This is a genomic window from Leifsonia araucanica, from assembly GCF_051161895.1.
Classification (GTDB): domain Bacteria; phylum Actinomycetota; class Actinomycetes; order Actinomycetales; family Microbacteriaceae; genus Leifsonia.
Map to the genome: position 1 here is coordinate 1,766,087 of NZ_JBMBTW010000002.1, position 14,513 is coordinate 1,780,599.

Annotated in this window: 13 protein-coding genes; 10 read left to right on the top strand and 3 right to left on the bottom strand. The window is 70.9% G+C overall.

Annotation, left to right across the window (positions count from 1 at the left end; all coding sequences use genetic code 11):
• The first annotated feature begins 340 nt into the window (after positions 1 to 340).
• The 7 genes from ACN6M5_RS08490 (at position 341) to ACN6M5_RS08520 (ending at position 8,545) form a co-directional block, all read left to right on the top strand.
• Positions 341 to 1,219, top strand: a complete 879-nt coding sequence (locus ACN6M5_RS08490) for an SIS domain-containing protein (protein WP_434952355.1) — start codon at positions 341 to 343, stop codon at positions 1,217 to 1,219.
• Positions 1,216 to 2,226, top strand: coding sequence for an ROK family protein (locus ACN6M5_RS08495; protein WP_434949278.1), 1,011 nt, complete (start codon positions 1,216 to 1,218; stop codon positions 2,224 to 2,226). The genes ACN6M5_RS08490 and ACN6M5_RS08495 overlap by 4 nt, the downstream gene beginning before the upstream one ends.
• On the top strand, positions 2,223 to 3,137 hold the full coding sequence (locus ACN6M5_RS08500; protein ID WP_434949279.1) for a 1-phosphofructokinase family hexose kinase: 915 nt from the start codon (positions 2,223 to 2,225) through the stop codon (positions 3,135 to 3,137). The genes ACN6M5_RS08495 and ACN6M5_RS08500 overlap by 4 nt, the downstream gene beginning before the upstream one ends.
• A gap of 67 nt (positions 3,138 to 3,204) precedes the next feature.
• On the top strand, positions 3,205 to 4,074 hold the full coding sequence (locus ACN6M5_RS08505) for a class II fructose-bisphosphate aldolase (RefSeq protein WP_168689985.1): 870 nt from the start codon (positions 3,205 to 3,207) through the stop codon (positions 4,072 to 4,074).
• Complete coding sequence (locus ACN6M5_RS08510; RefSeq protein ID WP_085371048.1) at positions 4,071 to 4,856, top strand: DeoR/GlpR family DNA-binding transcription regulator; 786 nt, start codon at positions 4,071 to 4,073, stop codon at positions 4,854 to 4,856. Before ACN6M5_RS08505 ends, ACN6M5_RS08510 begins: the two co-directional genes overlap by 4 nt.
• A gap of 30 nt (positions 4,857 to 4,886) precedes the next feature.
• Positions 4,887 to 6,047, top strand: coding sequence for an N-acetylglucosamine-6-phosphate deacetylase (gene nagA / locus ACN6M5_RS08515; RefSeq protein ID WP_434949280.1), 1,161 nt, complete (start codon positions 4,887 to 4,889; stop codon positions 6,045 to 6,047).
• A 311-nt stretch (positions 6,048 to 6,358) separates the two neighbouring features.
• On the top strand, positions 6,359 to 8,545 hold the full coding sequence (locus ACN6M5_RS08520; protein ID WP_434949281.1) for a sigma-70 family RNA polymerase sigma factor: 2,187 nt from the start codon (positions 6,359 to 6,361) through the stop codon (positions 8,543 to 8,545).
• Here the strand turns inward: ACN6M5_RS08520 and ACN6M5_RS08525 are convergent.
• From ACN6M5_RS08525 to ACN6M5_RS08535, 3 genes are all read right to left on the bottom strand, one after another.
• Positions 8,532 to 9,776: an MFS transporter gene (locus ACN6M5_RS08525; RefSeq protein ID WP_434949282.1), complete on the bottom strand. Its 1,245-nt coding sequence runs from the start codon at positions 9,774 to 9,776 to the stop codon at positions 8,532 to 8,534. The genes ACN6M5_RS08520 and ACN6M5_RS08525 overlap by 14 nt on opposite strands.
• A 155-nt stretch (positions 9,777 to 9,931) precedes the next feature.
• Entirely contained in the window at positions 9,932 to 10,480 is a 549-nt protein-coding gene (locus ACN6M5_RS08530) for a cysteine hydrolase family protein (protein ID WP_434949283.1), read from the bottom strand.
• On the bottom strand, positions 10,477 to 11,949 hold the full coding sequence (locus tag ACN6M5_RS08535; RefSeq protein WP_434949284.1) for a purine-cytosine permease family protein: 1,473 nt from the start codon (positions 11,947 to 11,949) through the stop codon (positions 10,477 to 10,479). Before ACN6M5_RS08535 ends, ACN6M5_RS08530 begins: the two co-directional genes overlap by 4 nt.
• A 92-nt stretch (positions 11,950 to 12,041) precedes the next feature.
• Here ACN6M5_RS08535 and purU point away from each other — a divergent pair, with 92 nt between their 5' ends.
• From purU to nagA (ACN6M5_RS08550), 3 genes are read left to right on the top strand one after another with little or no spacing between them, the layout of a single operon-like run.
• Positions 12,042 to 12,917, top strand: a complete 876-nt coding sequence (gene purU / locus ACN6M5_RS08540) for a formyltetrahydrofolate deformylase (RefSeq protein ID WP_434949285.1) — start codon at positions 12,042 to 12,044, stop codon at positions 12,915 to 12,917.
• A gap of 36 nt (positions 12,918 to 12,953) precedes the next feature.
• Positions 12,954 to 13,316 carry a YrdB family protein gene (locus tag ACN6M5_RS08545; RefSeq protein WP_434949286.1) on the top strand — a complete coding sequence of 121 codons (363 nt, stop codon included), beginning with the start codon at positions 12,954 to 12,956 and terminating at the stop codon, positions 13,314 to 13,316.
• Positions 13,313 to 14,485, top strand: a complete 1,173-nt coding sequence (gene nagA / locus ACN6M5_RS08550; protein WP_434949287.1) for an N-acetylglucosamine-6-phosphate deacetylase — start codon at positions 13,313 to 13,315, stop codon at positions 14,483 to 14,485. The genes ACN6M5_RS08545 and nagA (ACN6M5_RS08550) overlap by 4 nt, the downstream gene beginning before the upstream one ends.
• Positions 14,486 to 14,513 lie beyond the last annotated feature (28 nt).

Below are 14,513 nucleotides of genomic sequence, written 5' to 3' on the forward strand. Positions count from 1 at the left end.
CCTCACTCTCGAAGGGAACGAACCGTCAGGTGCAAGGTACGAAGTGCTGCGCGACGGTGCGTCAGTATTGATCCTTTGTGATTTGTTCCTGCACGAAACAATCACATGTATTCACTGGATGCTCGAATCATTGCGCCTACTGGGGCGCTCGTCAAGGAATTCCGCCCAGATCGTTACACGGCGTTAATTCCGTCGCAACAGATCCGGCAAAAGGCGCCGATGAGCGATTGAAGATGATCACTAGACAGACTTATCGCTCATAAGCGATCATTGTCCTGGAAGTGGTTGGCGACAGACAGGAGACGTAGTAGTGACGCAAGCATCCACGCTCGGTGCCGACATGGAGGCCGAACTCCGTTCGCAGCCGGAGACCTGGGCGCGCGCGGCCGATCTCCGTGCAGAGCAGTCGCTCCTGCCGTCGACCGGACAGCGCATCGCCGTCGTCGGCTGCGGCACCTCCTGGTTCATGGCGCAGTCGTACGCCGCCCTCCGGGAGACCGCCGGGCTGGGCGTCACCGACGCGTTCGCCGCCTCCGAGGCGTTCGTCGACCGTGAGTACGACGCGGTCGTCGCGCTCACGAGGTCGGGGACGACGACCGAGGTGCTCGAACTGCTCGAACAGCTCCGCGCATCCGGGAGCACGGCCAGGACCGTCGGCGTCGTCGGCGACCCGAACACCCCGCTCGTCGACCTGGTCGACGACGTCGTCGCTCTGCCGTTCGCCGACGAGAAGTCCGTGGTGCAGACGCGCTTCGCCACCACCTCCCTCGCGCTGATCCGTGCGTCGCTCGGAGAGAACCTCGACACCGCGATCCGGGATGCGCGGACGGCGGTCGACGAGGAGCTCGACGACACCCTGATCTCCGCCGACCAGTACTCCTTCCTCGGCGCCAACTGGACCGTCGGCCTCGCCCACGAGGCCGCGCTGAAGATGCGCGAGGCCTCGCAGTCCTGGACGGAGTCGTACCCGGCCAAGGAGTACCGCCACGGACCGATCGCCATCGCTGCTCCCGGCCGCGTCACCTGGATGTTCGGCTCTGCGCCGTCCGGGCTCGCCGCCGATGTCGCGGTGACGGGCGCGCACTTCGAGAACAGCGACCTCGACGGCATGGCCGACCTGATCCGCGCCCAGCGGGTCGCGCTCGCCCGCGCCCGCCGCTTCGAGCTCGATCCCGACCACCCCCGCAACCTGACCCGCTCCGTCATCCTCGCGCCGTGACAGAGCACGCCACCTCCCCGTCACGGTCGGCTCCGCTCGGCGCCGGCCACGCCGTGCTCGCCTTCGACGTCGGGGGCACGGACATGAAGGCCGCGCTGATCGACGCGGACGGCAGGATCGTCGCGCTCGAACGCCGGGCGACACCGCACGACGGCGACCAGACGGCCGAGGCCGTCGTCTCCGCCGTCGCCGAGCTGTCCTCGCGGTTCAGGGCCGAGCATCCGGAGGTCCGTCCGCTCGCCATCGGGCTGCTCGTGCCCGGCCACGTCGACGACGAGGCCGGCATCGGCGTCTTCTCGGAGAATCTGCGCTGGCACGACTTCCCGTTCCGCGCCCGCGTCGAGGAGACCGTCGGACTGCCGGTCACGTTCAGCCACGACGTGCGAGGCGCGGGCGAGGCCGAGCACAGGATCGGAGCGGCTGCGCCGTACCGCGACGTGGTCGTGATGGCCATCGGCACCGGGATCGCCGGCGCGATCTTCGTGGACGGCCGCCTGCACACGGGCGGCGGCATGGCGGGCGAGATGGGCCACTCCCGCGTCGCTGACGGTCCGGAGTGCGCCTGCGGCGGTCGCGGCTGCCTGGAGGCCATCGCCTCCGCGGCGGCCATCGCCCGCCGGTACACCGCGCTCTCCGGCGTCGCCGTTCCCGGCGCCAAGGAGGTGCTCGAGTTCGCTGCGGCCGGCGACGCCGTGGCGCAGTCGGTCTGGGACTCTGCACTGGATGCGCTCGCCCTCGACCTCTCGCACACCGTCGCGCTGCTCGCGCCGGAGGCCATTGTCATCGGCGGGGGTCTCGCCCAGGCGGGCCCGGCCCTGTTCGAGCCGCTGGCCGCCCGGCTGGATGCGATCCTCACCTTCCAGCGCCGCCCTGTGCTGCTCCCGGCGAGCATCGGCGAGAACGCAGGAGTGATCGGAGCCGCCCTGCGCGCCCGCGATCTGCTCGACGCCGCCTGGCCCGCAGAGCAGCAGCCCGCCGAGCAGCAGGCCGAGGAGCAGACAGCATGATCCTGACCGTCACCCCCAACCCGGCCGTCGACCTCACATACGCGGTCGATGAGCTCGACGTCGGCGAGAGCCATCGCGTCGCCGCCCCTGCGGCGCGCGCGGGAGGCAAGGGCATCAACGTCGCCCGCGTGATCGCGCAGACCGGCGGGAGCGCGTTCGCGCTGACCACCGCCGGTGGGGCCGCCGGGCTGCGCCTGGCCGACGACCTCGGCGCGAGCGGGCTTCCGCACGAGATCGTCCCGGTCGCCGCGCAGACCCGCAGCAGCGTCGCCATCGTCGACAGAGGCAGCGGGCTCACCACCATCTTCAACGAGACCGGCGACCAGCTCTCCGCTGCGGAATGGTCTGCGCTGTGGGATGCGGTCACCCGGCTGTCCGTGCCTGCCACCTGCATCGTCGGCTCCGGCAGTCTCCCTCCCGGAGCGCCGGAAGACTTCTACGCGGAGCTGGTCGCGCTCGCGGCGGCCAGGGGCATCCCGAGCATCGTGGATGCGACGGGTCCCGGCCTCCTGCGCGCCGCGGAAGCGGGCGCCTCCGTCCTCAAGCCGAACCGCAGAGAGCTGGCGGAGAGCACGGGAGAGAGCGACCCAGTCGCCGGTGCGCGCATCCTCCTCGACCGCGGCGCCGGTCTGTTGCTCGTCTCGCTCGGGGCCGACGGGATGCTCGCGATCGGCCCGTCCTCCTCCCCCGTCCGCGCCCGGCTGGCCGAGCCGCTGCACGGCAACGCCACCGGGGCAGGGGACGCCGGAGTCGCGGCGGTCGCCGCCTGCCTGGCGGCGGGCGTCACCGATCCAGAGCGCATCCTGCGCAGGGCGACGGCCTGGTCGGCCGCCGCCGTGCTCGCCCCGCTGGCCGGGGAGCTCGACCCGTCGTACCCCGAGATCGAGACCCGCCTGATCGTCACCGGCTGAACCGCCATCCGTCCCCAACACCGTCCGCCACCGTCCATCCCGCACCATCCGTCCCCGTAAGGAAGCCATGCCGCTCGTCTCCACCGCCGACCTGATGCACTCCGCCGCCTCCCGGCAGACCGGGATCGGCGCCTTCAACGTCATCCATCTGGAGACGGCGGAAGCCCTCGTCGCCGCCGCAGAGGAGACGCAGCTGCCCGTCATCCTGCAGATCTCGCAGAACTGCGTCACCTACCACGGCGGCCTCGAGCCGATCGCCCGCGCGACCATCGCCGTCGCGGCGGCGTCGCAGGCCCACGTCGCCGTCCACCTCGATCACGCCGAGGACGAGGAGCTGACCCGCCAGGCGATCGACCTCGGCTTCGGCTCGGTGATGTTCGACGGCGCGAAGCTCGACTACGACCGCAATGTGGAGGCGACCATCCGGGTGGTCGACTACGCACACGCCAACGACGTCTTCGTGGAGGCCGAGCTCGGCGAGATCGGCGGCAAAGACGGCGCACACGCTCCCGGTGTGCGCACCGACCCGGACGAAGCGCGCCGGTTCGTCTCCGAGACGGGCGTCGACGCCCTCGCCGTCGCGGTCGGAAGCTCGCACGCGATGACGGAGCGGACGGCCTCGCTCGACCTCGACCTGATCGGACGGCTGCACGCCGCCGTGCCCGTTCCCCTCGTGTTGCACGGCTCGTCCGGCGTGTCGGATGAGACGATCGTCTCAGCGATCCGCTCCGGCATCACCAAGGTCAACGTCTCCACCCACCTCAACCGCTTCTTCACGGAGGCGGTGCGCGGCTACCTGTCCGCGCATCCCGAGGTGGTGGACTCGCGCAAATACCTGCGCGAAGGACGCACCGCGGTGGCTGGCGAGGCGGCGCGCCTTCTCGCGCTGTTCGCTGTGGAGCAGGCGTCAACCCGAACGGAGACACAACGGCGATGAACAGAGCTGAGCGGCTGAACACCGTGCTCGACCTGCTCGCGGAGACGGGACAGCTCGAGGTCGACGACCTCGTGACGCGTCTCGACATCTCCGCGGCGACGGCCCGTCGCGACCTCGACGCGCTCGCCTCCCAGCAGCTGCTCACCCGCACCCGCGGCGGAGCTGTCGGCCAGTCCGTGGCATACGACCTCCCCATCCGGTACAAGCGCGAGCAGCACGCTCCGGAGAAGCTGCGGATCGCGCAGGCGGCGAGCGCTCTCGTCCCGCGCGGCGCCGTCGTCGGGCTCTGCGGCGGAACGACGAGCACCGCCGTCGCGACCGTGCTCGGCTCCCGGCCCGACCTGATGGAGCCGTCGCCTCACCCCAACCTGACCGTGGTCACCAACGCCATCAACATCGCCGCGCAGCTGGTGATGCGGCCCCAGATCAAGACCGTCGTCACCGGAGGCGTCGTGCACGCCCGCTCCTACGAACTGGTCGGGCCGTACAGCGATGTCGTGCTGGAGAAGATCACGATGGACATCGCGTTCATCGGCGTCAACGGCATCGACCCCGCCATCGGCGCCACCGTGCACGACGAAGGCGAGGCGAGTGTGAACTCCCTGATGGCCAGGCGCGCCACCCGCGCCGTGGTGGTCGCAGACTCCAGCAAAATCGGGCGCAAGGCGTTCGCGACGCTCGGAGGACCGAAGGTGCTGAACACGCTCATCACCGACGACGGCATCACAGCGGAGCAGCGTGCCGCCTTCGCCGACGCCGGGTTCGAGGTCATCGTCGCGTAGGTCGTCGGTGCTTAGGTTATGGTCGATCAAATGACCGCTCACGTCATCCACTCCGCCCGCCTCGTCAGCGAGGGCCGCATCCTGCACAACGGCTGGGTCCGTTTCGAGGACGAGACAATCGCCGAGGTCGGCACCGGCGACGACTGGCGCATCTCCGTCGCCGGCGACCAGCCGGATGCTGTGACGGACGCCGACGGCGCCTGGGTCACCCCCGGGTTCGTGGACATCCACACCCACGGCGGCGGCGGAGCGTCGTTCGACGACGGCGAGGACGCGATCCGCACCGGGATGGCGCTGCACCAGAAGCACGGGACCACCCGCTTCGTCCTCTCCCTCGTCACAGCGCCGGTCGACGACCTCGCCGTGCGGGTGGCGGGCATCGCGGCGATGATGCAGGACGACCGGCGCATCCTGGGCTCGCACCTCGAAGGCCCATTCCTCGACGTCGGGCACAAGGGCGCCCACGATCCTGCCCTCCTCCGCCAGGCGACCTCATCCGACATCGAGCTCCTCCTCGGTGCGGCGAACGGGACGCTGCGGCAGATCACCCTGGCGCCGGAACAGCCGGGCGGGCTGGATGCTGTTCGCGCCTTCGCCGACGCCGGCGTCGCCGTCGCGGTCGGGCACACCGCGGCGGACTATGCGCAGACGCTCGCGGCGTTCGACGCAGGGGCGAGCATCCTGACGCACGCGTTCAACGGGATGGACGGCATCCACCACCGCGCGCCGGGCCCCGTGGCGGCGGCGACGCACACCGCAGGGGTGACGCTGGAGATCGTGAACGACGGGGTGCACATCCACCCGGAGGTCGTGCGGATGACGTTCGCCTCTGCTCCCGGACGCATGGCGCTGATCACCGACGCGATGGCGGCGGCCGGATCGAGCGACGGTGACTACATCCTGGGCTCGCTGGCCGTGCAGGTGCGCGACGGCGTCGCCCGCCTGGCCGAGGGCGGCTCGATCGCCGGGTCGACCCTCACGCTCGACGACGCGCTGCGCCGGGCGGTCACCGAGGTGGGCATCCCGGTCGAGGATGCGGTGCTCGCGCTCACGGAGACCCCGGCGACCGCCGTCGGTCGCGGTGGCGATCTCGGCAGGCTCGCGGCCGGATACGCGGCGGACGCCGTGCTCCTCGACGACGACTTCCGCGTGCTGCAGGTGTTCACGGCGGGAGCGCCGCTGCCGCGCTGAGCAGGTGCGGGCGTGCTGCCGCGCTGACTGTGGCGGCGGGTCGGGCTCACGCCCGACCCGCCGACGGTCCGCTCGCGCGGATCCCCCTCGTTTGACGGACGTTCGGGTCGTCCATCAAACGCACGGCGGAGTGGGCCGAATAAAAGCACTCCGCGCCGGATCGCCGTCCATCGCCGACGGCTTCAGTGGGAGAGACGCACCGATGTCGCGGTTATGACGCCACTTCCGGCAACTTTTTTCCGCCGATTCTGCGAGCGGTAACAGGACCGAAATATCAGACTTTTTTCAGCTGTTTCCGCCAGAATGGCGGGATGCCCCCCGTCACCGAACAGTCGGACTCCGACCTCGTCGAGCTGACCAGGGGCGGCAACCGGGAAGCATTCGCCGAGCTGTGGAGACGGCACGCCCGCGCGGCCATGACGGTCGCACGCTCCCAGACGTCCACGTTCGACGCCGACGACCTGGTCTCGGAAGCGTATGCCAAGATCTACCGCGCCATCGCGGCGGGCGGCGGCCCCACCACCGCGTTCCGCGCGTACCTCTTCAGCACCGTCCGCAACATCGCCGCGTCGTGGGGGCGGGCCAAGCACGAGACGGCCATCGACGAGATGGAGTCCGTCGAAGACCCCGCCTTCAGCGAGACGGCGACGATGGAGGCACTCGACCGATCTCTCACCGCGAAGGCGTTCCACACGCTGCCGAGCCGCTGGCAGGAGGTGCTCTGGTACTGCGAGGTCGAGAGCATGACGCCGCAGCAGGTCGCGCCGCTGTTCGGGATGACGCCCAACGCGGTCGCCGCCCTCGCATACCGGGCGCGCGAGGGGCTGCGCCAGGCCTGGGTGCAGGCGCACCTCGCCTCCACGGCCGAGGGCTCCGAGTGCCGCTGGACCACCGAACGCCTCGGCGCATACGCTCGCCACGGCCTCGGCAAGCGCGACACGGCAGCAGTGGATGCGCACCTCGCCGAGTGCGCGCGCTGCAGCATCGTCGCCTCCGAGGCGTCCGAGGTCGGGTCGCGCCTCTCCCTGGTGCTGCTGCCGCTCACACTCGGCATCGGCGGCGCCTCCGCGTACGCGGCGTGGATGCAGTCCGGGGCGAACGCGGTCAGCTACGCCATCGGCGAGTCCGGCGCGGTGATGCCGGGCTCGGCGGCACCCGGTGCTGGCGGCGCGGGCCCGGGAAGCGCAGGCGGCTCGAGCTCGGGCGCCGCGACCGCGGCTCCCGCAACCGCCACCGCGGCGGCCGGCACCGGAAGCACGGTCGGCATCGGCCTGACTATCGGCGGCCTGCTCGTCGCCGCGGCCGTCGCCGCCGGGTTCGTCTTCGGCCCCCAGCTGTTCCCGCAGCAGCCCGCGTCGGTCACGGCCAGCCAGGAACAGCCGGACACCGGCGCGGCCACCCCGCCGTCCCTCCCCGCCCCGGCAGCGCCGCCCGCCGCGGATCCTGCTCCCGCAGCGCCAGCGCCGTCCGTCCCGGCCCCCGCCGTGCCCGTCGTCGCGGCGCCGCAACCCGCCGCCCCATCGACCGGCAACCCGCCATCCACAGCCCCGGTCGCCGTCTCCCCCGGCCAAACAGGGACGACCCCGGCAGAGCCCTCCGGCCCCGGCACACCGGGCACCCCCACCCCCACGACGCCGCCAGCCGCCCCCGCCGTCTCCTCCCCCGCCCAGCAGACCGCGACCAACGCCGCCACCCTCGCCGCCTCCGGCACCGCAGCACCGGATGCGCGCATCGTCGTCTCCGCGACGCCGGCCGCCGCAACGCCGCTCTCCACCGCATCCAGCACAACCAGCGCGTCCAGCACCGCAGCGGTCCCCGTCGGCAGCACCACCGCCGACGGCACAGGCGCCTGGAGCCTCACGCTCGACCTGTCCTCGCTCTCCGACGGCGACTGGTCGCTCGGCTTCGTCCAGTCGACGGCGGGCGGCAGCTCCCCCGCGCAGACCACCACCGTCTCGATCGACCGCACGGCCATCGCCCCGCTGCTCAGCGAGCCCGACACCGGCTCCGGCGCGTACGCCGGGCTCCTCGCACCCATCGTCTCCGGCACCGCAGAGCCCGGAGCGACCGTCGACGTCTACGACCACGGGACACTGCAGGCCACCGTCACCGCCTCGGCAAACGGCACCTGGACCACCGACCAGCTCACCGGTGTCCAGCCGGCCTTCGCGATCACCGCGCGGCAGACCGACCGGCTCGGCAACGTGTCAGCGGTGACCGCGCCCCTCACCGGGTCCGTGGCCGTGCCCGCCATCCGGATCACGCCGACGCCCGGCCACTCGTTCCTGCTCACCGTCGACGGCACCCCCGGCGCGACCCTCCGGCTGTCCGCCGACGGCAACCGGATGCAGAACCTCGTGCACCTCGACGCATACGGCCACGCGTCCCAGGGATTCGAGTGGGCGCTGGACGACACCCTCCAGCACCGGTTCGGCGTGGCGTACACCGACGGCAGCCGCTACGGCCTGCTCGTCGACCTTCCGGTCACGCTGTTCTGACGCTCTCCGGCTCGGCAGACGCATCCACCGGCTGCCGCCTCCTGGTCATCCGCCCGATCACGAGCACCAGCACGAGCGCGACGACCAGCAGGCCGATGTAGACGACCGGCAGCACCATCAGGCCGCCCACGTCGAAGATCACCGCACCGATCAGAGCGCCGCCGCCGATGCCGATGTTGAACGACGTCGTGTACAGCGCGCTCGCGGTGTCGCGGAACGCCGCGGACGAGGTGTGGAGCAGCCGCGTCTGCAGCAGGGGAGGCAGCGCGCCGAACGCGAGCCCCCACACGATGAACGCGATCAGAGCGATCACCGGCTGCCCGGCGAATGCCGCGAGCGCTGCGACGGCGACCCCGGTGACCACCAGCGCGAGGATCAGCCCGAGCTGCGGGCGCGGCCCGAACAGCGAGCCCGCGAGCACCAGCCCGACCGCGCCGGCGATCCCGTAGAAGAACAGTAGGCCGCCGACGTCGCCGGGTGCGACGCCCATCGGTCCCGTGAGGAACGGGACGACGAACGTGTAGAACGTGTAGTGCCCGATCATCGTGACGGAGGCCACCAGGCACACCATCACGACCGCGACGATGGTCGCGTCCTTCGGGCGGGCCGGGCGCTCGGAGCGCGGCACGCCGCGCATCCGGTCGGCGTCGGCGTCCGTCTCGCGCTCCACCTTCGGCAGCAGCTTCCACACCAGGAGCGCCCCGACCAGCATCAGGCCGGCGAGGAAGGCGAACGACAGCCGCCAGCCGAACAGGTGACCGGCGAACGTGCCGAGCGGCACGCCGAAGACGAACGCGAGCGTGCCTCCTCCGAGCGTGATCGACACGGCCCTGCCGATCTGCTCCTTCGGCACGAGGTGACCGGCGTACGCGCCGACGATCGACCAGAACAGACCGTGGGCGACACCGCCCAGGATGCGCGAGGCGACCACGAACCCGTAGTCCGGCGCGATGGCCGTCAGCACGTTCGACAGGCCGAGGGCGATCAGGATGCCGACGATCATGGCGTGCCGCGGCCAGCGCTTGGTCAACGCGGTGAGCGGCGTACTCGTGATCACCACGGTGAACGCGAAGACCGTGACGAGCAGCCCGATCTGCGCTTCGCTCACGCCGAGCGACGAGCTCATGTCGGGCAGCAGCCCGGTGGGGATCATCTCGCTGGTGACGGACAGGAAGACGGCTGCGGCGAGCGCGAGCAGTCCCGCCCAGGGGAATCTCGGTGAGGTTTTCATTGGCGACGTTGAAGTGGCAGACATGACGAACTGTCCAACGAACGGCGTTCCCCGCCCCATCCGGTCGCCGGTGCGGCAAGACTTCGGATGGCGGGTCGACTACGCGCCCATGTGCGCGCCCAGGGCCGGTGTTCGACCACCGACCAGGAACGAGTCTACCCGATCGACGCCAGGATGCTCCGGCTGTCCTCGATCTCGATCAGCGGAGCGTACAGCGCCATGGCGTCGAGAGCTCGCCGATGGTCGGCGTCGGTCAGCCCGGCGCATCCATCGGCTGCCACACGGATGTGCACACCCGCGTCCGCCGCCGGCAGCGCGGTGGAGAGCACACAGCAGTCGGTGGACACGCCGGTCAGCACGATCTCGGTGCTCCCGCCGAGCGCTGCCGCCAGCCCCGGCCCCCACTTGCCGAACGTGGTCTCGGTGACGACCGTGCCCGCCCGTCCGGCGAACGTCGGCACCAGCTCGTAGAGCCTGTCGTCCTCCGGCACGAGCGCGAACGGCCACTGCTCGTAGTACGGCACCCACGCACCGACCGGATGCGCGGGGGCCACGAACCGCGTGAACACCACCCGTTCCCCGAAGGCGGGGAGCATCGACTCGATCACCGCGGCCGCCTCGGCGAACCGCGGGGTGAACCAGTCGCTGTCCCCGTCGCCGAACACGCGCTGCATGTCGACGACGACGAGCGTCGGCTCCGTCACCGCTCCTCCTGGCGGCGGATCGCGCCGCGCGAGAACAGGAGGGTGCCGAGGAAGCCGATCACGAGGGCGACGAGCACGCCGAGGTTGGCGTAGGCCCAGTCACCCTTCGTGCCGCCGAGCCCGAACGGCCCGAGCAGATAGCCCTGCCAGGTGAGCCAGTTCGCCGAGGCGTTCGTGACGAGACCCCAGCCGATCCCCGTCCCGATCACGATGAGGGCGATGGGCAGCCAGCGCACGCTGCCGTACCGGCCGCGCCTGTCGTAGAGGTCGGCTTCTGCGTAGTCGCGCTTGCGCAGACTGATGTCGGCCATGAAGATGCCGCACCAGGCGGCGATCGGAACGCCGAGGGTGATCAGGAAGCCCTGGAACGGCCCGAGGAAGTCGTTGGCGAAGAACACCACGTAGATCGCGCCGGCGGTCATGATCACCCCGTCGATCCCCGCCGCGACGTAGCGCGGCGCCCGGAGCCCCACGCTCAGCAGCGCCAGTCCGGACGAGTAGATGTCGAGCACGGCGCCACCGACGAGGCCGAGCACGGCGACGATCACGAACGGCACGAGGAACCAGGTCGGCAGCAGGGAGGCGAGCGCACCGATCGGGTCCGCGGCGATGGCCGTGCTGAGCTTCTCCGACGAGCCGGCGAGCAGGATCCCGAACACCAGCAGGATGACGGGAGCCAGCGACGAGCCGAACGTCGTCCAGCCGATGACGCCGGAACTGCGCGCCGAGCGCGGCAGGTAACGGGAGTAGTCCGCGGCGGCGTTCACCCAGCCCAGCCCGAACCCGGTCAGCATGAAGACGAAACCGCCGATCACGTGCGGGACGTCGCCGGCGGGCAGCGCGGAGACGGCGCCGAGGTCGATGTGGCCGAGCACCAGGATGATGTAGAGCACGGTGAGCACGCCGGTGACGATGGTGATGATCATCTGCATGCGCATGATGAGGTGGAAGCCGATCACACCGCCGGCGATGATGAGCGCGGCCACGACGATGAGCGCCACCACCTTCGTGGCGACACCGCCCTCCCAGCCGAGCTGCGTGAACACCGTCGCCGTCGCCAGCACGGCGAGCGCGGTGAGCACGGTCTCCCAGCCGACCGTGAGCAGCCAGGACAGCACGGACGGCACCCTGTTGCCTTCGACGCCGAACATCGCGCGGCTGAGCACCATCGTCGGGGCAGAGCCGCGCTTGCCGGCGAGCGCGATGAGCCCGCAGAACAGGAACGAGATCACGATGCCGACGATCCCGACGATCGTCGCCTGCCAGAACGAGATGCCGAAGCCGAGCAGGAATGAGCCGTAGCTGAGGCCGAACACCGAGACGTTCGCACCGAACCACGGCCAGAACAGGTCGCGGGGGCGGCCCCGGCGTTCGCTCGCCTGGATGGTGTTGAGCCCGTTCAGCTCGACCCCGAGGCCGGTCGCCGGTGTCGTCGGGACGTCCGGGGTGTGCTCGCCCGTAGTGGTCATGCACCGATCCAACTTCACGTCGGTGCACCGCGTCAATGGCTGCGCACCTCCGCGCGTTCGGCAGCGGCCTGCGCAATCGCTAACCTAACAAGGTGACTCTCTCAGCCCCCGCATCCCCGCAGCCCAACCACTGGGTGCTCACGTTCAGCTGCGCAGACAAGCCGGGCATCGTGCACGCCGTCAGCGGCGCGATCGTCGCCGCGAGAGGCAACATCACCGAGAGCCAGCAGTTCGCGAGCACGGACACCGGCCGCTTCTTCATGCGCCTCCAGGTCGAGTCCGCCGCCGACCGCGCCGAGTTCGAGCGCGCGCTCGCCCCCGTCGTCGAGCAGTTCGGGATGCAGCACCGCGTCGACAACGTCGGCCGTCCGCTGCGCACGCTCGTCCTCGCATCCACTGCGGCGCACTGTCTCAACGACCTGCTGTTCCGCCAGCGCGCTGGCCAGCTGCCGATCGAGATCCCGCTCGTACTGTCCAACCACGGAGCCCTCCGCGATCTGGCCGGCTTCTACGGCGTCCCGTTCGAGTCCCGTCCCGTGACGGATGCGGAGAGCAAGGCCGCGTTCGAGGCGCGCGTGCTCGAGGCCGTCGAGGAACACGACATCGAGCTGGTGGTCCTGGCCCGCTACATGCAGATCCTCTCCCCCGAGCTGTGCGAGCGCCTGGCCGGCCGGGCCATCAACATCCACCACTCCTTCCTCCCCGGTTTCAAGGGCGCGAACCCGTACCGTCAGGCGCACGCCCGCGGGGTGAAACTGATCGGCGCCACGGCGCACTTCGTCACGAGCGACCTCGACGAGGGCCCGATCATCGAGCAGAACGTGGTCAGGGTCGACCACTCGCGCACCGTGCAGGAACTGGTCGCTATCGGCCAGGACGAGGAGAGCCGCACGCTCACGCAGGCGGTCAAGTGGTTCGCCGAGGACCGCGTGCTCCTCGACGGGGCCCGCACGATCATCTTCCGCTAGGCGGGCGCGGGATGCTGCGGCAATAGAATGTATTCCGTGACTTCCACGCAGCACCCGCAGAGCGAGACCAGGGTCGGGCCGAACGACGTCCTCCGGTTCGTTCTGGAACTCTTCGCGATCTTCACCCTCGGCTTCTGGGGCTTCGTTGCCTGGCCGCTGCCGTGGAACATCGTGGTCGGGATCCTCGCCCCGGCCATCGCCATCGTGCTCTGGGCGCTGTTCCGCTCGCCGAAGGCCGTCCTGCGCGTCGACCCGTTCGTCAAGGCGCTGGTCGAGATCGTCGTGTTCGCGTCTGCCGCCCTGGCCTGGTGGGATCTCGGCCAGCCCATCGTCGCCGGCGTGTTCGCGGTCGTCGCGACCGTGAGCGGCATCGTCAACGGACGCAAAGAGTTCTCGTGACCGGCCTCGTCGTCCACAACGCCCGCAAGGTGGATGCGGACGGGCTGGTCGACGGCTTCTGGCTCGTCGTCGACGGCGACACCATCACCGCCACCGGCTCCGGCACCGGCTGGCACAGCGCGGCCCAGGGCGGCGGCCGGGAGGTGGTCGACGCCGGAGGGCACTGGCTCACGCCGGGCTTCATCGACCTGCACTGCCACGGCGGTGGCGGCCACCCGTTCGACGACGGTCCGGAGCAGATGCTCGCCGGTCTCGCCACGCACAGGGCGCACGGCACGACCCGTTCGCTCGTCTCCCACGTCGCCAACCCGCTCGCCTCGCTGCGCGAGAGCCTGTCCATCGTCGCCGACCTCGCGGCCGGCGACCCTCTCGTGCTCGGCTCCCACCTGGAGGGCCCGTTCCTGGCGCCGGAGCGCCGGGGTGCGCACGACGCCGCCTTCCTGCGTGAGCCCGGCCCCGAGATGGTCGAGGAACTGATCGGCGCAGCCCGCGGCACGATGCGCGTCGCGACCATCGCCCCCGAGCTTCCGAACGCGCTGGAGTCGATCGGGGTGCTCATCGAAGCCGGCGTCGTGGTCGGCGTCGGCCATACGGCGGCCGACTACGCCCAGGCCACGCGCGCGTTCGAGGTCGGCGCCCGGCTTCTCACGCACGCGTTCAACGCGATGAACGGCATCCACCACCGCGCTCCCGGTCCTGTCGTCGCCGCGTTCGAGAACCCCGAGGTGACGCTGGAGCTGATCCTCGACGGTCTGCACGTGCATCCATCGGTCGCCAAGCTGGCCTTCGACGAGGCCCGCGGTCGCGTCGCCCTGGTCACCGACGCGATGGCCGCCGCGGGCGCCAGCGACGGCGACTACCGCCTCGGCAGCCTCAATGTCTCCGTGCGCGACGGCCTCGCCGTGCTCTCCGGCACCGAGACGATCGCCGGCTCGACGCTCACCCAGGACGTCGCCCTCCGGAACGCCATCACCCTCGCCGGCCTCGACCCGGTGAAGGCGGTCGAGGCGGTGACGCTCACCCCGGCGCGGGTGCTGGGCGACGCCCACCGGTTCGGGCGGCTGCGCGCCGGCTACGCGGCAGACGCCGTGATCCTCGACCACGAGTGGACCGTGCGCCGCGTCTTCGCAGCAGGCCGCACCATCGCGGGCGGGCCGGCAGACGCCTGAACGCCGAGTAGCCCGGCCCTCCGAAGAG